The 16601-nt window shown below is 72.1% G+C and carries 20 protein-coding genes; 13 read left to right on the top strand and 7 right to left on the bottom strand.

Annotated features, from left to right (window positions below; translation table 11 throughout):
- Window positions 1-28: 28 nt before the first annotated feature.
- Window positions 29-958, bottom strand: coding sequence for a dihydrodipicolinate synthase family protein (locus VSH64_RS19625; RefSeq protein ID WP_326837077.1), 930 nt, complete (start codon window positions 956-958; stop codon window positions 29-31).
- A gap of 88 nt (window positions 959-1046) precedes the next feature.
- On the opposite strand from VSH64_RS19625, the gene VSH64_RS19620 reads away from it, so the two are divergent.
- The 6 genes from VSH64_RS19620 to VSH64_RS19595 all read left to right on the top strand — a co-directional run bounded on the left by VSH64_RS19620 (window position 1047) and on the right by VSH64_RS19595 (window position 5955).
- Entirely contained in the window at window positions 1047-2069 is a 1023-nt protein-coding gene (locus tag VSH64_RS19620) for a LacI family DNA-binding transcriptional regulator (RefSeq protein WP_326837076.1), read from the top strand.
- 115 nt (window positions 2070-2184) lie between these two features.
- Window positions 2185-2886, top strand: coding sequence for a phosphatase PAP2 family protein (locus VSH64_RS19615; protein WP_326837075.1), 702 nt, complete (start codon window positions 2185-2187; stop codon window positions 2884-2886).
- A gap of 117 nt (window positions 2887-3003) precedes the next feature.
- On the top strand, window positions 3004-4380 hold the full coding sequence (murC, locus tag VSH64_RS19610) for a UDP-N-acetylmuramate--L-alanine ligase (protein WP_326837074.1): 1377 nt from the start codon (window positions 3004-3006) through the stop codon (window positions 4378-4380).
- A 74-nt stretch (window positions 4381-4454) separates the two neighbouring features.
- Window positions 4455-5240 (top strand): nucleotidyltransferase domain-containing protein, encoded by a 786-nt coding sequence (locus VSH64_RS19605; protein ID WP_326837073.1) that lies wholly within the window; start codon window positions 4455-4457, stop codon window positions 5238-5240.
- Between the two features lie 83 nt (window positions 5241-5323).
- The gene (locus VSH64_RS19600) at window positions 5324-5695 is read left to right on the top strand and encodes a hypothetical protein (protein ID WP_326837072.1); all 372 of its coding nucleotides are present in this window, start codon (window positions 5324-5326) and stop codon (window positions 5693-5695) included.
- A 26-nt stretch (window positions 5696-5721) separates the two neighbouring features.
- Window positions 5722-5955, top strand: a complete 234-nt coding sequence (locus VSH64_RS19595) for a hypothetical protein (RefSeq protein WP_326837071.1) — start codon at window positions 5722-5724, stop codon at window positions 5953-5955.
- A gap of 5 nt (window positions 5956-5960) precedes the next feature.
- On the opposite strand, the gene VSH64_RS19590 is transcribed toward VSH64_RS19595, so the two are convergent.
- The 5 genes from VSH64_RS19590 to VSH64_RS19570 all read right to left on the bottom strand — a co-directional run bounded on the left by VSH64_RS19590 (window position 5961) and on the right by VSH64_RS19570 (window position 9706).
- A complete protein-coding gene (locus VSH64_RS19590) occupies window positions 5961-6821 on the bottom strand; it encodes an ABC transporter substrate-binding protein (protein WP_326837070.1) in 861 nt (286 codons plus the stop codon).
- A gap of 11 nt (window positions 6822-6832) precedes the next feature.
- Window positions 6833-7558, bottom strand: coding sequence for an SDR family oxidoreductase (locus VSH64_RS19585; protein WP_326837069.1), 726 nt, complete (start codon window positions 7556-7558; stop codon window positions 6833-6835).
- 14 nt (window positions 7559-7572) lie between these two features.
- Window positions 7573-8106, bottom strand: coding sequence for a TetR/AcrR family transcriptional regulator (locus VSH64_RS19580; protein WP_326837068.1), 534 nt, complete (start codon window positions 8104-8106; stop codon window positions 7573-7575).
- 141 nt (window positions 8107-8247) lie between these two features.
- The gene (locus VSH64_RS19575) at window positions 8248-9192 is read right to left on the bottom strand and encodes an AraC-like ligand-binding domain-containing protein (protein WP_326837067.1); all 945 of its coding nucleotides are present in this window, start codon (window positions 9190-9192) and stop codon (window positions 8248-8250) included.
- 145 nt (window positions 9193-9337) lie between these two features.
- A complete protein-coding gene (locus VSH64_RS19570) occupies window positions 9338-9706 on the bottom strand; it encodes a DUF5313 family protein (RefSeq protein WP_326837066.1) in 369 nt (122 codons plus the stop codon).
- A 146-nt stretch (window positions 9707-9852) separates the two neighbouring features.
- On the opposite strand from VSH64_RS19570, the gene VSH64_RS19565 reads away from it, so the two are divergent.
- The 7 genes from VSH64_RS19565 (at window position 9853) to VSH64_RS19535 (ending at window position 15828) form a co-directional block, all read left to right on the top strand.
- Window positions 9853-10788, top strand: a complete 936-nt coding sequence (locus VSH64_RS19565; protein ID WP_326837065.1) for an alpha/beta hydrolase family protein — start codon at window positions 9853-9855, stop codon at window positions 10786-10788.
- Window positions 10773-11561 (top strand): ABC transporter ATP-binding protein, encoded by a 789-nt coding sequence (locus tag VSH64_RS19560; protein ID WP_326837064.1) that lies wholly within the window; start codon window positions 10773-10775, stop codon window positions 11559-11561. Before VSH64_RS19565 ends, VSH64_RS19560 begins: the two co-directional genes overlap by 16 nt.
- On the top strand, window positions 11536-12405 hold the full coding sequence (locus tag VSH64_RS19555) for an ABC transporter permease (protein ID WP_326837063.1): 870 nt from the start codon (window positions 11536-11538) through the stop codon (window positions 12403-12405). Before VSH64_RS19560 ends, VSH64_RS19555 begins: the two co-directional genes overlap by 26 nt.
- A 37-nt stretch (window positions 12406-12442) precedes the next feature.
- The gene (locus tag VSH64_RS19550; RefSeq protein WP_326837062.1) at window positions 12443-13540 is read left to right on the top strand and encodes an ABC transporter substrate-binding protein; all 1098 of its coding nucleotides are present in this window, start codon (window positions 12443-12445) and stop codon (window positions 13538-13540) included.
- 34 nt (window positions 13541-13574) lie between these two features.
- The gene (locus VSH64_RS19545; RefSeq protein WP_326837061.1) at window positions 13575-14753 is read left to right on the top strand and encodes a CaiB/BaiF CoA transferase family protein; all 1179 of its coding nucleotides are present in this window, start codon (window positions 13575-13577) and stop codon (window positions 14751-14753) included.
- Between the two features lie 22 nt (window positions 14754-14775).
- Entirely contained in the window at window positions 14776-15399 is a 624-nt protein-coding gene (locus VSH64_RS19540) for a TetR/AcrR family transcriptional regulator (protein WP_326837059.1), read from the top strand.
- Window positions 15400-15483: 84 nt separating this feature from the next.
- Complete coding sequence (locus VSH64_RS19535) at window positions 15484-15828, top strand: VOC family protein (protein ID WP_326837058.1); 345 nt, start codon at window positions 15484-15486, stop codon at window positions 15826-15828.
- Window positions 15829-15832: 4 nt separating this feature from the next.
- On the opposite strand, the gene VSH64_RS19530 is transcribed toward VSH64_RS19535, so the two are convergent.
- The gene (locus VSH64_RS19530) at window positions 15833-16528 is read right to left on the bottom strand and encodes a type 1 glutamine amidotransferase domain-containing protein (RefSeq protein WP_326837057.1); all 696 of its coding nucleotides are present in this window, start codon (window positions 16526-16528) and stop codon (window positions 15833-15835) included.
- Window positions 16529-16601: the final 73 nt, after the last annotated feature.

Below are 16601 nucleotides of genomic sequence, written 5' to 3'. Positions count from 1 at the left end.
ACGCGAAACGGTGGGGGAGAGGGGAGCTTCAGAGCACCTTGCCGAGCCCGGCGTGGGCGAGGGCGGCGGCGACCTCGTCGTCGGCCTCGGGAGCGAGCGGCAGCAACGGCGACCGCACGTACGCGTTGGGGATCACGCCACGCTGCACCAGGCCGAGCTTCAGCGCGACACTGCCTTCCATGTGCGAGCCGCGGTGGTACACGGCCTTGGTCAGCGGCAGCAGCCGGTCGTGCACGGCGCGGGCCGCCGGGTAGTCGCGGCGCTTGCCGGCCTGCAGCAGCTCCCACATGCCTTCGGGCGCGAGCGCGCCGTAGCCGACGAGGGCGCCGTCGACGTCGAACATGGTGTGCAGCAGGTACTCGTCGTGGCAGGTGAGGATCTGCAGGTCGGGGACCTCCTTGCGCAGCACCGGCACCTCGGTGTCCCAGCGGCGCATGTTGCGCACGCCGTTCTTGATCGCGAACACCGAGTCGAGCTCGGCGATCTTGAGCTGCTCGGTGAGGTTGTAGCTGGCCTTCGTCACGTCGGGGTACTGGAACAGGATCTGCGGCAGGCCCGAGATCTCGCCGACGATGCGGTAGCGGTCGGCCGCGGCGCCGGGCTGAAAGCCGAAACGCAGCCAGCTGTGTGCGGGGTAGAGCAGCACCCCCGCCGCGCCGGCCTCGCCGTAGCGCTTGGCCTCTTCGCCGGCGACGCGGCTGCCGTCGCTGATCACGCCGGTGATGATCGGCTGCGTGCCCTCCACGGCGTCGACCAGGGTTTTCACCACGGCACCGCGCTCGGCCTCGGTCATGCTCGCGCCTTCGCCCGCGTGGCCGTTGCACACGATGCCCTTGACTCCCGGCAGGCCGGCCAGCCAGCGTCCGTGCACCGCCAGGGCTTCGTGGTCGACGTCGCCACTCTCGGTGAACGGCGTGACGCAGGCCGGGACGAGGCCGCGGAGATCCAGAGACTTCATGACACTCCCTTGGTTCAGGCTGTGCAAACGATGAGGGAATCGGTTGCACAACGGTAGGCTGCGGGTTGCACGAGAGTCAAGGAGCGGCATGAGCGAGGGAACACCGGGCGCGCCCGACACGGGGACGCGCCCCACGATCAGCGACGTCGCGTCGGCGGCCGGCGTCAGCAAGTCGACGGTGTCGCGCGCGCTCAACCCGGAGCACCGGTTCTTCCGCAGCCCCTCGGCCGCGCGGATCCGGGAGATCGCCGAGGGCGTGGGGTACGAGCCGAACCCGGTCGCGGCCAACCTGCGGCGCCGGCAGACGAACACGTTCGGCGTGCTCGTGCCCCGGCTCACCGACACGGTGATGGCGATGTTCTACGAGGAGGTCGCCACGGTGTGCACGCGCCGCGGCTACCACGCGCTGGTCGCGACCTCGCACGACGAGCCGGAGCTGGAGCGCGAAAACGGCCGCATGCTGCTGGGCCGGCGCGTCGACGGGCTCATCCTCACCACCGCGCGCACCGAGGGCGGGTTCTGCCAGGAGCTGCTGGAGCGCGGCGTGCCGCACGTGCTGGCGATGCGCACGTTCGGCGACAGCGCCGCGGCCGTGGGCGACGACCGGCTGGGCGGCTACCTCGCCACGCGCCACCTGCTGGACCTCGGCCACCGCCGCATCGCGCTGGTCGCGGGCCCGGCCTACGCGTCGAGCGCCCTGGGCCGCCGCGCCGGCTACGAGGACGCGCTGCGCGAGGCGGGCCTGCCCGCGATCGTGCTGCCGTCCACGTTCAGCATGGAAAGCGGGGAGGAGGCGGGCCGCGCGCTGCTGGCTCTCGACCCCCGCCCGACGGCGGTGTTCGCGGTGAACGACAACACCGCCGTGGGCCTGCTCTCGGCCGTGCAGCGCGCCGGCGTGCGCGTGCCGGACGAGCTGTCCGTGGTGGGGTACAACGACATCCCGCTCGCCGCGCGCCTGCCGGTGCCACTCACCACGATCCGGGTCCCGTTCACGGAAATCGCCGGTGCCGCTGTGGACCTGCTGATCGACGCGGGCGCCGGCGTGCCGCCCAGCACCCGGCGGTTCGCGCCGACGTTGATCCCGCGCGGGACCACGCTGCGGGTGGGGTGAGGCGGCTCACGTCCGTCCACAGGGGACTGCTCCGTGCGGAACCAGTGCGCAGTTGTTGCAGACCCATGACATTTCCCGGGCCCGCCGCGGACGTGACGCGGGCACCCTGGAGAGGGTGAACAACCGAGTGCTGAGCATCGCCTGGCGGCTGGTGGCCGCCGTCGTCCTCGCCGTCGCCGCGGGGCTGACGTATGTGCTGCTGGTCCGGACGGAGTCCGGGCAGGAGGTCGACCAGCGGATCCTGGAGACGTTCGACCCGTCGTTCACCCGCGCGTCGGGGGAGGTGCCGCTGCCGCTGGAGGTCCCGGTGCCGGTGCTGTTCACCCTCGCGCTCGTGCTGGCCGTGGTGATCGGCCTGTTGCGTCGCGCCTACCGGCGCACGGCGGCGGCCGTGGGGCTCATGGTGGTGGTCGCGGGCGTGGCGCAGCTGCTGAAGACCGCGCTGGAGCGGCCGAACCTGGCCGAGCGCATCCACTCGACCAGCAACAGCTTCCCGAGCGGTCACGTGACGGTGGCGGCGATGAGCGTGTTCGCGCTGCTGCTCGTGCTGCCGCGGGTCGGCCGGTTCGTGGTGGCGCCGCTGGGCCTGGCGTGGATCGTGGCGGTCGGCGTGTCGACACTCACCGTCGGCTGGCACCGCCCCAGCGACTGCCTCGGCGGCTTTTTCCTCGCCGCCGCCGGCTACGCGCTGGCCTCGGCGTGTGTGGTCGAGCGCCGGGCGCCGCGGCTGCCGGCCGACGTCACGACCGTGGTGCTCGCGGCGCCGCCGACCGCGCCGGGACAGCCCGGCCGGCAGCGGTTCTCCGTGCCCGGCTGACGTTTCGGTGCGCGGGCGTTGCCGTGCGGTGACGGAGAACGCGAGCTGCGAAGACATCCCGCCCGCACCCTCGGAACCGGGGACAGGGCGTCCCCCACCGGAGGTTGGAGGGACGAGATGACCGTCCGGGACCTGGGCCACGTGTACCTGATCGGCATCGGCGGGGTCGGCATGTCGGGCCTCGCGGAGATCCTGCTGCGCCACGGCGTGCCGGTGAGCGGCAGCGAGGTGGGCGAGCGGCCGGTGCTGGCGAAGCTGCGGGAGCTGGGCGCCACCGTGCACCGCCGGCACTCGCCGGGGCACCTCTGGGGCGCCGACACCGTGGTGTACTCGACCGCGATCCCCGACGACCACGTCGAGCTCGCCGAGGCCCGCGACCGCGGCCTGCTCCTGCTGCACCGGTCCGAGGCGCTCGCCGCGGTGCTGGACGGGCGCCGCGCGATCGCCGTCGCGGGCACCCACGGCAAGACCACCACCACGGCGATGATCACGGTCGCGCTGCGCGCCGGTGGAGCCGATCCGTCGTACGTGATCGGCGGCGACGTGCGCACGCTCGGCTCGGGCGGCGTCGGCGCGGGGGAGCACTTCGTGGTGGAAGCCGACGAGAGCGACCGCTCGTTCTTCGCCTACACCCCCGAGGTCGCGGTGGTCACGAACATCGACTCCGACCACCTCGACACCTACGGCGACGTCGAAGGGCTGCAGCAGGCGTTTCTCGACTTCTGCCGCCGCGTACGGCCCGGCGGCTTCGTGGTGACCAGCGCCGATGACGCGCGGTGCCGCCGGCTCGCCGAGGCGCTGCACGCGGACGGCCGGACCGTGTACACCTACGGCGAGGCCAACGACGCCGACCTCATCGTGGTCGGCCTTTCGTCGGTGACCTCGGGTATCCGTTACGACGCCGTGCTCGGTGGTGCGCTGCTCGGCGCGGTGCACGTGCCGGTGGTCGGCAAGCACCTCGGCCTCAACTCCGCCGCCGCGCTGCTCGTTTCGCAACGCCTCGGCGTGCCCGGCGCGATCCGCGGCCTGCGGCGGTTTCCGGGCGTGCGCCGCCGGTTCGAGCTGCGCGGCGTGGCCCGCGGCGTGCGCGTGTACGACGACTACGCCTGCCACCACACATCGATGGCGGCTTCGCTCACGGCGTTGCGCGCGGTCGCACGCGAGCACCGGCTGGTGGTCGTGTGCCAGCCCAACCGCGCCTACCGCGTGCGGCAGTTCCTCGGCGAGATGGCCGAGTCGCTCGGCCTCGCCGACCAGGCGGTGGTGCTGGAGGTCTTCGGGCCGGGCGAGACGGTGGCCGCGGGCTACGACGGCGAGGCGCTCACGGCCGCGATCCCGTTGCCGGAGAAGGACAAGGTGTACGCCGGGTCCGGTTCGGTGGCGCTCACGGAGGTGGTGCGCCGGGTGCGGCGGGGCGATGTGGTGGTGACCATCGGCTCGCCGGAGATGGCGACGCTGGCGGGCCGCATCGTCGAAGCGCTGCACGAGAGCTGAGCCCATATTCGCGTGCCGGTGGTGGTGAGTCCGTGCTACTTTGCCGGACTTTGCCCCCACCGAAAGGACTCTCGATGATCCTGCCCGCGCCGCACCGCGAGTTCCTCGACGACATGCTGCCGAAGATCCGCCGCGATCCGCGCGTGGCGGGCGTGGCCGTCGGCGGCTCCATCGCCCACGGCGAGCCTGACGAATACTCCGATGTGGACATTCTCGTGGTGGTCGACGACGACGCGTTCGACGCGGTGCTGGCCGAGCGGTTCGCGTTGATCGACTCGTGGACCGACGTCCTGGCCGCCTTCACCGGCGAGCACGTCGGCGAGCCGCGGTTGGTCATCACGCTGACCGGACCGCTGCCGCTGCACGTGGACTTCAAGTTCGTGCGCGTCGCCGACTTCGGTGAGCGCACGAGCGACCCGAAGATCCTCTGGGAGCGCGCCGGGTCGCTGACCCGGGCGCTCACGACGTCGCCGCTCGACCGGGCTCCGCTGGACGAGCAGTGGCTTGAGGACCGGTTCTGGGTCTGGGTGCACTACGCGGCGACCAAACTCGGTCGCGGCGAGCTCTTCGACGTGCTCGGGTTCCTGGGTTTCCTCCGGGAAACGGTGCTGGGTCCGCTGATCGCCGCGCGGGCCGGTGTCCTGCCGCGAGGTGTGCGGCGGCTGGAGTTCCTGGCGCCGGCGGCGGCGCGTGAACTGCAGGCGACGGTCTGCGGCTACGACGCGAAGGAGGCGGGTGCGGCAGTCCTGGCCAGTGTGGAGCTGTACCGGCGCTGGCGTGGTGACGTCGAGCGGCGGCAGCGTGCGGAGGAGCTGGCCGTGCGTTACCTCGGCGAAGTCCTGGCGTCGGCCGGCGACTAGCGGAGAAGCCCGGGAGGGCTCCCGCGCCGCGCGGTTACCGTCCCCGGTGCACAGTCCGGGGTGGTGGCGGGGAGGGGCCGAGCGTGGTCGGGTGGCGGGTCGGGACGGCGCGGGGCGTCATGGTCACGCAGGCGGTGGCGTCGGCCGGCATCTGGGTCGTGCAGGTGCTCACAGTGCTGGAGCGGCTCGACCACGGGCAGGACGTGCCGGGCGCGGTGTGGCTGGTGCTCGTGGTGAACCCCGTGATCGCGGTGCTGGTCGCGGTGGCGGCGGCGATGCTCACGCGGCAGCAGTGGGCCAAGCCGCTGGCGGTGGGCCTGGAGGTGATCGGGGCGCTGTGCGCGCTGATCAGCGTGCTCACCGGGTATTACCAGGCGGTGATCGCGATCCTGCTGGCTTTCGTGGTGATCGCGTTGATCGTGCCCAGCCGGCTTCAGTCCGAGCACGTCCGATGAACCGTCGTCCCGGGAGGAGTGTTCTCGTGCCGCGCTCGCGCCTGATCGCCGTGGCCGCCGCCGTGGTGCTGCTCGCCACCGGCTGCGCCGGGCCGCCACCCGAGCAGTGCGACGAGTTCGTCTGCGAAACCGTCGGCTACTGGCCCAGCACCGAAACCCAGATCGAAAACGGGTTCGTCGCCGTGCTGAGCGCGTTCGGCGTGGTGCCGATCGTCCCGCGCAGCGCCAACGGGCCGGCGCGCCGGACGATCAGCCAGTAGCCGCGTCAGACCTGGTAGATCTTCTCCGCCGGCTGCGGGGCCACGCCCAGCTCGGCCGCGACCGCTTCCACGGCCTCCGAGGCGAGCGCGAGATCGACGTGCCCGTCGGCGGAGAAGTACGGGCCGACGTACTTGTCGAAGTGCCGCACCGCTTCCGCGCGCGTGAGCCGGCTGAGGAAGCCGGCGAGGTAGTCCACGGCCAGGCCCGGGCGTTCGGCGATCGTCGCGAGCGCGCGGCGGTTGGCGCGCACCAGGCCCTGCACGGCGGGGCTGTCGGGCGAGTGGTGCGCCGGGTCCACGGACACGCCGACGGTCGGGATCCGGAAGTGGTCACCGACCCACGCCAGCACCCGGAAGCCTTCTTCCTCGGCCACCTGGTCGGGCGCCAGCGTGCTGCCGACGTACGCGGCGTCGATCGCGCCGGACCGCAGCAGCCGCAGGTCCATGCTGTAGTCGCCGGGCGGGCGCACCACGCACGTGAGGTCGTGGTCCGGGTCGATCCCGTTGCGCCGCAGCACGATCCGCGCGAAGCAGCCCGGCGCGGTGTGGCCCGCGTGCACCGCGAGCCGGCGGCCGCGCAGGTCGTCGAGGGTTTCGAGGCCGGCGCGGCCGAGGAACCAGAACAGCGGGCGATGGGTGTTGACGCTGAGCATGGTCCACTCGATGCCGTCGGTCAGCCGCGACAGCAGCGCCCGGCCGAGGCCGATTGTCGCGGCGCCGCGCAGGCGCTCGGTGGGCCACTCGATGCCGTCGCGCACGGCGACGTGCAGGCCTTCGTCGGCGTAGTAGCCCTCCTGGTCCGCGACGTGCGCGACGAGTTCTTCGTGGATGCCTCGGCCGACATAGGCCAGATCGATGGTGTGCACGGGAAAACCTCTCAGTCGAAGGCGATGCCGCCGTTGACCGGCGCGTAGGTGCCGGTGGTGAAGCCGGCTTCGTCGCCGGCGAAGAACGCGACGGTGCGGGCCACCTCGTCGGGCCGCACCAGCCGGCCCATCGGGGTCGCCGCGCCGAGGCCGCGCACGTGCTCGGCCGAAAGGCGCCCGATGCCGCTGGTTTCGTCCACTGTGGCCGGTGCGACGAGGTTCGCGGTGATGCCGTGCGGCGCGAGTTCCTGGGCCACGTAGCGCACGAACTGGTCGAGCGCGGCCTTCGCGGTGCCGAGCGTGATCATGCCGGCGCGCGGGCGTTTGGACAGGCCCGTGGTCAGGTACACGAGCCGGCCGTAACCGCGGTCGGTCATGCCCGGCGTCACGGCTCGGGTCACGAGGTAGGCCGCGCGCAGCTCACGCTCGAGCTTGCCGCCGAGCTGGTCCCAGGTGAGCTCGGCGTAGGAGGTGATCGCGAAGGGAGTGAGCGCGTTGTGCACCAGCACATCGACCCCGCCCCAGCGCTCGGTGGCCAGCGCGGTCATCGCGGCGACGTCTTCTTCGGCCGTGACGTCCGCGCGCACGGCGAGCGCTTCGCCGCCGTGCTCGGTGATCCCGGCGACCACCTTCTCGGCTTCTTCGGCGCTGGCCCGGTAGTTGACCACCACGCGGTACCCGCGCTCACCCAGCAGCCGCGCGGTGGCGGCGCCGATGCCCCGGCTGGCTCCGGTCACGATCGCGACGCGGCTCAACGGGCACCCCCGGCGAGCACCTCGGCCGTGGCGACCGGGTCGGCCGGGCCGCGCGCGAGGAAGTTGTCCATGAGCAGGCTCGACACGAGCAGCCGCGCGATCGTGGCGCCGGTCGTGCCGTCGGGCGCGTCCGGCGCGGCGGCCAGCAGCCGCGCGACGTCCCCGGTCGACGACGCGATGAGCCGCAGCGCCACCTCGCGCAGCTCGGCGTTGGTCCCGGCTTCGCGGAACACGATCCGCTGCGAGTCGCGGTGTTCCTCGAACACGGCCGCGAGCTCCTTCGCCGCGCCGACGAGCACTTCGGCGACGGTCGCGCCCGCCGGCGCGGTGAGCGTGCCGCGGTAGGCGCGTTCGCGGACGGTCGCCAGCAGCAGGTCGGATTTGGTGGGGAAGTAGTAGAACACCAGCCCGCCGGGCACGCCCGCCGCGGCCGCGACCTTCGCGGTGGCGGTGGCCGCGTAGCCGTGTTCGGCGAACAGTTTCCGAGCCGCGTCGATGATCCGCGCGCGAGTGGAATCGTCGTCTGCCATCGCGTTCCCTCCTTGACTGACCACTCGATCAAAACTCGCGGGCGAGTGGTCTGTCAGCGGCGGGCGCCACTGCGTGCACGCAGAGAACAGGGGCGTGCGCGCACAGGACAGCGGTGCGCACACACAGGACAGCGGTAGGGATCAGGCGGCGAGACGGCGGAACTCGGCCGGGGTCAGGCCGTGGGCGTCCTTGAACACGCGCCCGAAGTGCGAGGGAGTCTTGAACCCCCACCGCCGCGCGATCGTGGCCACGGTGTCGGGCGTCGTGCGCAGGTCGCGGCGACACTGCTCCAGGCGGCGCTCGCGGATCCACGCGGCGACGGTGGTGCCGTGCTGCTGGAACACGTTGTGCAGCTTGCGCAGCGAGACGTACTGCGCGGCCGCGATGCTGCCCGGGCTCAGCGCCGGGTCACCGAGGTGGGCGTCGATGTAGTCGCGCAGCTGCTCGAACCGCGCGGGCCGCTCGGCCGGCTCACCGGGCGCCGGGAGGGCGAGCACGCCGTGGAACATCGTGGTGACCAGGTCGACCAGGTTGCGCGCGGCGAGCCCGCGCGCCGGCTCGGAGAGCTCGTCGAGGACCCGGCCGAGTGTGGTCATCAGTGCCGCGGTGGCCGGCGCGAGCCCTTCGCCGGCTTCGATGCGCGCGGCGGTGAGCTGGCCGAGGTACTCCGCCGGGATCGGCAGGAGCCGGCGCGGGAACTTCACGCACACGTTGCGGAACCGCGCGCTGCTCACCACCGCCGATGCCCGCGCGGCGTCGAACATCACCAGGTCACCCGGCCGCAGCACGGCGCCGCGCCCGTCCTGGTGGACCTCGCCGACGCCGTCGAGCTGCAGGCAGACCACGCAGTCGGCCGCCTCGGCCCGGGCGTCCCGCCGCGACACGTGCCCGGCGGTGGCCATCTCGATCAGCTCGACCTCACCGGCCCGGCGGCTGCGCAGGTGCCCCCGGAACGTCCGCGGGTCGTCGGCCTCCACGTGGAAGTCGAGCAGGGACTCGCCGAGCAGCGCGCTCCAGCCGGCCGTGGTGCGCGCGGTCCCTTCGGTACGGCCGGGTACGGGCGAATCGACCGGGTGCTCGCGCATCGCCCACCTCGATCCGGTCCTCGCCGAGCCGGCGCGGGGTCGGCGCGGCTCAAGATCAGCCTCTGCCGCCCGCGCGGAGCTTGTCAACCGTGCGTAACCGACGCCTCACCCAGCGATCCGGACGCGCGGGCACGAACCGCCCGGATCACGGCCAAGTGGCCGCTCCGCCCCGGCGTTTGCGCACGGCTTTGCCGGTGCCCGGCGGAAAACCGTGTTTGGCGAGGCGCACCTCGGCGAGCTCGTCGGCGCTGCCGAGCGTGAGGAACAACCCCAGCACCAACGCCATCAGCAGCCCGAGCGCCACCAGCCCCGCCGGCAACGGCGTGAGGAACACCAGCAACAGGAACCCGGCCACCAGCCACGGCAGCGCCTCCACGAACACGCGGAACCCGAACCGCAGCACCCACGTGCGCGAAGTCGCGTCGTGCAGCACCCACGGGCGGAACTCGTCGGGCAGCCGGGCGCCGTAGACGTAGCGCAGCCACCGGATCGGACCTGGTCGTGGGCTGACCATCACTCCAGTGTGCGCCCGATCCGGCCGGTTCGCGCCACTGCCCTGCGGCCACGCAGAGTGCCCGCCCGCCACCACTTCCGCGACGAGTCTTGTCTCGCCCGCTAACTAGCATTACGTTACTAACAAGTCGCTAGTTAGGAGCCAGCGTGGGCTGCAACGAGCACCCGGACCCCCGGTGGGTCCGGCCGGGACGACATCGGGTCGTCACGAGCGAAGTCGACGAGTGGGTGACCGCGGACGGCCGACGGGTCGCCGTTTTCGCGCAGGAACCGGATTCCGGCGGGCACAAGCCGGTGGTCGTGCTGTGCCACGGGCTGGGCGGCAGCCACCGCGGGTACGCGGGCCTCGGGCACCACCTCGCTTCGCACGGGTACGCGGTGCTGCACCCGCAGTTCCGTGACGCCTTCGAGATCGCGGGCCCGGAGCACGGGCTGTCCGGAGTCGACGAACGGTCCTGGGCCGCCGATCCCGTGGCGAAACAACGGATGCACGAGCTGCTGTTCGATCCGGAGCAGTGGCTCTCGCGCGTCAGCCGGGTACACGCGGTGCTCGACGCGCTCGCCGAACGCCCGGACCTCAACGCCGGCCAAGTGCTCGTCGCCGGGCATTCGTTCGGGGCGTACACCGCGCAGCTGCTGGTGGGCACGCGGCTGTCCGGTCACGAGACGTTCGCACACCCGGCCGTCGCCGGCGCGATCCTGTTGTCCCCGCAGGGAAGTGGTGACCGCGGGCTCACGCCGGACTCGTGGCGCGAGGTCGAGCGGCCCGTGCTGGTCGTGACCGGAACCCGTGACCTCGGCGCTCGCGGCGAGGGCGTCGAGTGGCGGCGCGAGCCCTTCGACCGGGCGGCTTCACCGGTCAAACACCTCGCCGTGGTCCACGACGGCGACCACCAGCTCGGCGGGATTCCCCGCCACGAAACCGAAATCGGTCCGGTCGCGGCGGCGATCGCCGCGGTGAGCACCGCGTTCGCCGACCGGGTGCACGGCGACGAGGCCGCGGGCGCGTGGCTCGCGACCGGCCCGTTCCCGGAGATCTTCGCCCACACCCACCAGGAGGAGGCCGCATGTCCGACGTCGTGATCAGCGCGACGGCCGTGGAGCGGACGTTCGTTTCCCGCGGCCACGCCGTCCACGCGCTCGGCCCGGTGGACCTGACCGTCGAAAGAGGACAGTTCGTCGCGATCGTCGGCCCGTCCGGGTGCGGGAAGTCGACGCTGCTGCGGATCGTCGCGGGCCTGGCCGCGCCGTCGGCCGGGGAGATCGTGATCGACCGCGCCGACGCGGATTCGCCGCTGTGCTCGATGGTCTTCCAGGACTACGGCATCTTCCCCTGGAAGACCGTGCTCGCCAACGTGCGGCTGCCGCTCGACATCGCCGGCGTCGCGCGACCCCGGGCCAACGAGGTGGCGCGCGACTGGATCGACCGCGCCGGGGTGTCCGGCTTCGAGTCCGCCTACCCGGCCACGCTGTCGGGCGGCATGCGCCAGCGGGTGGCGCTGGCGCGCGCGTTCGTGGCCAACCCCGAGATCCTCCTGATGGACGAACCGTTCGCCGCCCTCGACGCGCAGCTGCGGCTGGTCCTGCAGCAAGAGCTGCTGCGGGTGTGGGAAGCGCACCGGCGCACCATCCTCTTCGTCACCCACGCCATCGACGAGGCGCTGCTGCTCGCCGACCGCGTCGTGGTGATGTCGTCGCGGCCGGGCCGGATCCTCGACGACATCGAGGTGCCCTTCGCCCGGCCGCGCACGCGGGCCGCGCGCTCGGCGGCGGAGTTCGGCGCGCTCGAAGACCACATCTGGCGACTCCTGAAAGGTGAGGTGGAAGAACGTGAGCACGCTCATGACGTCGCATGACCGGCTGCCCGGTCGCGAGCGCGTGCGGCGCACACCCGGCCCCGCCGAGCTGGCGCCGGGCCGCCACGCCCGGCGCCGCCGGGCGGTCACCCTCACCCTGGCCTGGGCGACCCCGGTGCTGCTCGTGGTGGTCTGGGAGCTCACCGCCCGCTTCGGCATCCTCGACACGCGCTTCTTCCCGGCCCCCAGCGTGATCTGGCAGGCCGGCGTGCGGTCCTTCGAGGACGGCACGATGACCGACGCCGCCCTCGACACCGTGCGCAAGCTGGTGATCGGCTACGGTGCCGGGGTCGTCGCGGGCGTGGCGCTCGGTGTCCTGTTGGGACTGTCGTGGATCGCGCGGGCCGCGCTGGAACACACGCTGGTGGCGCTCTACACACTGCCGAAGCTGGCGCTGTTCCCCGTGTTCCTGCTGGTGTTCGGCCTCGGCGGGCTGCCGCAGATCGTGCTCGTCGGCGTGTCCGTGTTCTTCATCGTGGTACTCGCCTCGACCACCGCGGTGCTCTCGGTCGAGCAGGGTTACCGCGACGCCGCCGAGGTGCTCGGCGCGAAACGCACCCAGCTGCTGCGCCACGTGATCCTGCCGGCCGCGCTGCTGGCCATCGCGACCTCGATCCGGCTCACGGCCGGCATCGCGATCCTCGTGATCGTGGGCATCGAGATGGTGTCGGGCTCCAGCGGCCTCGGCTACCTGATCTTCCAGCGCTCCCAGGTGTTCGACCCCGCCACGATGTACGCCGGCGTGATCATCGCCGGGGTGATCGGCGTGGCCTTCACCGGCCTCGTCACCCTCGCGCTCAAGTTCGCCGTCCCCCAGCAGCGGCCGCGCCTGCGCCGGTCCTGAGTCCCCTCCCCGTCCCCCCTTTTCCTTCAGGAGAGCCATGTCCAGAACCACCCGGGTCCTCTGCGCCACCGCCGTCACGGCGGGCCTGGTGTTCACGAGCGCGTGCGCCCCGTCCGCGCAGCAGAACCAGGCCACCGATGCCAAGCAGGTGTCCGTGCTGCCGGCCGGTGTGAGCCTGTCCGGCAAAGCCGGCACGCCCGCGCCCAAACCGTTGGGGCAGAAGGCCTCGCTGAAGGTCGGCATCCCGTCGAAGCTGGAGCTCGAGGCGCCGGCGCTGCTCGCGCAGACCTACGGCGAGTTCGCCAAGGAGAACCTCGACGTCACGTTCGTGACCGACACGGTGCCGAACCTGCTGACGCTGCTGGGGCAGGACAAGATCGACCTCGTCTACGCGGGGGCGCAGGCGCTGGTGTTCAACGCGCTGCGCCACGGCGTGCCGATCCGCTGGGTCTCGGGTGTCGCGTCGGCCTCGCCCGACAGCGGTGTGTACATGAGCACGAAGTACGGCAGCAAGGCGAGCGACTTCAATCCTGCTTCTTTGAAGGGCAAGAACATCGGGGTGAACCCGGGTGGTCTCGCGGCGCCCTCGGAGTACGGGCTCTACGACCTCATCACCAAGGGCGGCCTCAAGCCCGCCGACGTGCGGATGACGCCGTTCAGCGACATCTCCGCGATGGTGCAGGCGCTCAACAACGGCTCGATCGACGGCGCCACCGTGGGCCCGCCGTTCACCGCCGCGATCAAGCAGGGTGTCGCGTTCAACGCCGAGGGCGGCTACCCGGACACGATGCAGATCGCCGGCTACTTCGCGACCACCGATCTGCTCGGCGCGCACCGCGACGCCGGCGTCGCGTTCTTCCGCGCGGTGGAGCGGACCGTGAACACGCACCTGTCCGGGGACTACCACCAGGACACCGACGTGATGACCAAGATGGCGCAGCAGCTCGGCACGAGCGTCGAAACGCTGCGGGTGGCGCCTTCGGTGCCGTTCGACTTCAACTTGCCGGCCGCCTCGGTGGCGAGCCTGCAGAAGATGTACCAGGCCGTGCCGAACACGCTGCAGGTCGACTCCCCGGTGAAACCCGAGGAGCTGATCGACCTGTCGCTGGTGATCGACGCGGCACAGGGCAAGTGAACCACCCGAAGCGAGTACGGAGGACAACCACACGATGAGCGACGCGCTGGCCGGTGTCCGGGTCCTCGACGCCGCGACCGTCCTCGCCGGACCGGTCTCGGCGACGATCCTCGGCGACTTCGGCGCCGAGGTGGTCAAGATCGAAGACCCGAAGGTCGGCGACTTCACCCGCTCCGGCGGGCGGTCGCCGGGCTGGCTGCAGGAGGGCCGCAACAAGAAATCCGTGGCGCTCGACCTGCGCACGGCCGAGGGCCAGGCCGTGTTCCACCGGCTGGTGCCGCACTTCGACGTGGTGGTCACGAACTTCCGCCCGCCCACGCTCGAGCGCTACCGCATGCTGCCCGAGCACCTGCAGCCCCTCAACCCACGGGCGATCCTGTTGTACCTCACGGGGTTCGGGCTCACCGGTCCGTACCGCGACCGCGGTGCGTTCGACCGGATCGCGAGTGCCTACAGCGGACTGACCTACGCCACGGGCGAGCCCGACCGGCCGCCGGTGCGCAGCGGGTACTCGGTGATCGACTACATGAGCGCCTACCTCGCGGCGTTCTCCGTGGTGTCGGCGCTCTACCACCGTGATCTCGGGTCGGGCTCGGGCCAGGTGATCGACCTGGCGCTGTACGAGGCGGCGCTGCGCTCGAGCGAGGACTCGGTGACCGCGTACGGGCTCGAGCGCCAGGTGCGGGAACGGCTGGGCAACAAGAACCCGGCCATCGTGCCGGCGTCGGACTTCGTGACGTCGGACGACCGGCGCGTGTCACTGCACGCGGGCACCGATTCGCTGTTCCGGCGCTTCGCCGCGGTGATGGGACGCCCGGAGCTGGCCGACGACCCGCGGTTCGCCGACCGGGCCGCGCGGATCCGCCACCAGGACGAGCTGTACCCGCTCATCGGCGCGTGGGTGGCGCGGCTGACCGCCGACGAGGTGGTGAAGCTGCTCAGCGACGCCGACATCCCGGCGTCGCCGATCATGAGCGTGGCCGACCTGATGAACGATCCGCACTGCCGCGCGCGGGGCTCGGTCGTGACGGTGGAGGACGCCGAGTTCGGCGAGGTCCCGATGGTCGCGCCGCTGCCGCACCTGAGCGCGACGCCCGGCACGGTGCGCTGGGCCGGCACCACACTCGGCGCGCACACCGACGAGGTGCTGGGCGGGCTGCTGGGGCTGTCGGGTACCGAGATCGGTGTGCTGCGGGAGAAGGGTGTGGTGTGAGCGGATCACTAGACTGCCGGGGGTGCACAGGGGAGATGACGTGAACGACATCGCCGGGCCGGCGGCGAGCCGGCGTGGGCGCGACCGGGCCCGGACCGAGGCCGACCTGCTCCAGGCGACGTTCGACCTGCTGCAGCGCGACGGCATCTTCGCGGGCCTGAACCTGCAGGAGGTCGCCGACCGCTCGGGGGTGAACCGCGGCCAGATCTACCAGTACTTCGGCGACCGCCGGTCACTGCTGCGCGCCGCCGTGGCGCACCGCGCCCGCGAGTGGGCGGCCGGCGCGAAACGGCACTGGGAAGCGTCGTTCCTCGGGCGCCGCAAGGCCATGTTCCGCAGCGCCCTGGCCAACCCGGCGCCCACCCTGGTCGAAGCCCTCCTCGCCATCGACGGCGACCCGGACTACCACGCCCTGCCCGAGATCGAGAAGACCCGGGCCGCCCTCGAGCGCGACCAGGCCGCCGGCGAGCTGCCGGCCGACGGCGACGCCATCGCGATGCACGTGTTCATGGTGGCGGCGTACAAGGGTTATCTGATCTTCCGCGAAGCGCTCGCACGCGATGTCGGCGTGCCGGTGGAGGAGCTCGACGCGCGCGTGCTGGCCGTGCACGATCAGGTGGCCGGGGCGATGACGGAGGGCCCCTGACCTGGAGTCCGGCGGCGCGGCGATGAGGTTTCGCGGTGGCCGCCGTCTACCTTCTCGACAACCCGGTCGAGAGGAGCGGTCTTCGTGGACCTGTACACCATCATGTGCGTCAGTGATCTGCCGCGCGCCCTGGAGTGGTTCGCCGCGTTCCTGGGGCGCCCGGCCGACGAGGTCATCGGCGAGGAGCACCTGTGGCAGCTGGCGGCCGGCGCGTGGCTCGTGGTCGACGCGCGCCCGGTGCGCGCCGAGCGCGTGGGCCGGGCGATGGTCACGCTCGGGGTGACCGACCTCGACGTGATCCTGGCCCGGCTCGCCGCGCACGGCATCACGCACGAACCCGTGGAGACCTACTCGAACGGCGTGCGGCACGTCGTGGTGCTGGACCCGGACGGCAACAGCTTGTCGCTGGCCGAGTCGCCGGCTGGGTGATCGGCTACTTCAGCGCCTTGAGGAGTTCTTGCGCCAGCGGGGCGGACGAGGCCGGGTTCTGTCCTGTGTGGAGGGTGCGGTCGACGACCGTGTACGGCTGCCAGTCCGGGCCGCGTTCGAAGGTGACGCCGAGCTTGCCGAGCTCGTCCTCCAGGAGCCACTTCGCCTTGGCGCCGAGGCCGACGGCGTTCTCCTCGTCGTTGGTGAAGCCGGTCACGCGGTAGCCGGTGAACGGGGACTCGCCGCGCTCGTCGCGGGTGGCCAGCAGGGCGGCGGGCGCGTGGCAGACCACGGCGAGGGGCTTGCCGGACGCGAGGGCGGCGGTGAGCAGCGCACCGGAGTCGGCGTCGTGGGAGAGGTCTTCCATGGGGCCGTGGCCGCCGGGGTAGTACACGGCGTCGTAGTCGCTCAGGTCCACGTCGGCGAGCACGAGGGGCTTGCGGAGTTCGCCGGCGCCGTCGAGGACCTGGGTGAGGTGGGCGGCCGCTTCCTCGCCGCCGGCCATGCCGGGGTCGAGGCTGCCCTGGTCGACGGTCGGCACGACCCCGCCCGGGGTCGCGACCACGATCGTGTGGCCGGCGTCCTTGAGCGCGGTGTAGGGGGCGGCGAACTCCTCCGCCCAGTACCCGGTGGGGTGGCGGGATCCGTCGTCGAGCGTCCAGTGGTCGACGCCGGTCATCACGAACAGCACGGTGGCCATGGGTTTCCTTCTCCTCGGGTGATCTTGGAGGGCCTGCTTCCGCGAGGGTAGTGGCGGTGGCCGGGGTGTGCGC

The organism is Amycolatopsis rhabdoformis (assembly GCF_035918295.1).
In the GTDB taxonomy this organism is placed as follows: domain Bacteria; phylum Actinomycetota; class Actinomycetes; order Mycobacteriales; family Pseudonocardiaceae; genus Amycolatopsis; species Amycolatopsis rhabdoformis.
Note: the sequence above shows the minus strand (reverse complement) of the source record. Positions and strands in the feature narration are given on the sequence as shown.

What these genes read in the sequence shown, in the direction of transcription:
- VSH64_RS19625 (WP_326837077.1), bottom strand. Translation starts at nt 958, where the DNA reads ATGAAGTCTCTGGATCTCCGCGGCCTCGTCCCGGCCTGCGTCACGCCG.
- VSH64_RS19620 (WP_326837076.1), top strand. Translation starts at nt 1,047, where the DNA reads ATGAGCGAGGGAACACCGGGCGCGCCCGACACGGGGACGCGCCCCACG.
- murC (WP_326837074.1), top strand. Translation starts at nt 3,004, where the DNA reads ATGACCGTCCGGGACCTGGGCCACGTGTACCTGATCGGCATCGGCGGG.
- VSH64_RS19605 (WP_326837073.1), top strand. Translation starts at nt 4,455, where the DNA reads ATGATCCTGCCCGCGCCGCACCGCGAGTTCCTCGACGACATGCTGCCG.
- VSH64_RS19580 (WP_326837068.1), bottom strand. Translation starts at nt 8,106, where the DNA reads ATGGCAGACGACGATTCCACTCGCGCGCGGATCATCGACGCGGCTCGG.
- VSH64_RS19575 (WP_326837067.1), bottom strand. Translation starts at nt 9,192, where the DNA reads ATGCGCGAGCACCCGGTCGATTCGCCCGTACCCGGCCGTACCGAAGGG.
- VSH64_RS19570 (WP_326837066.1), bottom strand. Translation starts at nt 9,706, where the DNA reads ATGGTCAGCCCACGACCAGGTCCGATCCGGTGGCTGCGCTACGTCTAC.
- VSH64_RS19560 (WP_326837064.1), top strand. Translation starts at nt 10,773, where the DNA reads ATGTCCGACGTCGTGATCAGCGCGACGGCCGTGGAGCGGACGTTCGTT.
- VSH64_RS19550 (WP_326837062.1), top strand. Translation starts at nt 12,443, where the DNA reads ATGTCCAGAACCACCCGGGTCCTCTGCGCCACCGCCGTCACGGCGGGC.
- VSH64_RS19545 (WP_326837061.1), top strand. Translation starts at nt 13,575, where the DNA reads ATGAGCGACGCGCTGGCCGGTGTCCGGGTCCTCGACGCCGCGACCGTC.
- VSH64_RS19530 (WP_326837057.1), bottom strand. Translation starts at nt 16,528, where the DNA reads ATGGCCACCGTGCTGTTCGTGATGACCGGCGTCGACCACTGGACGCTC.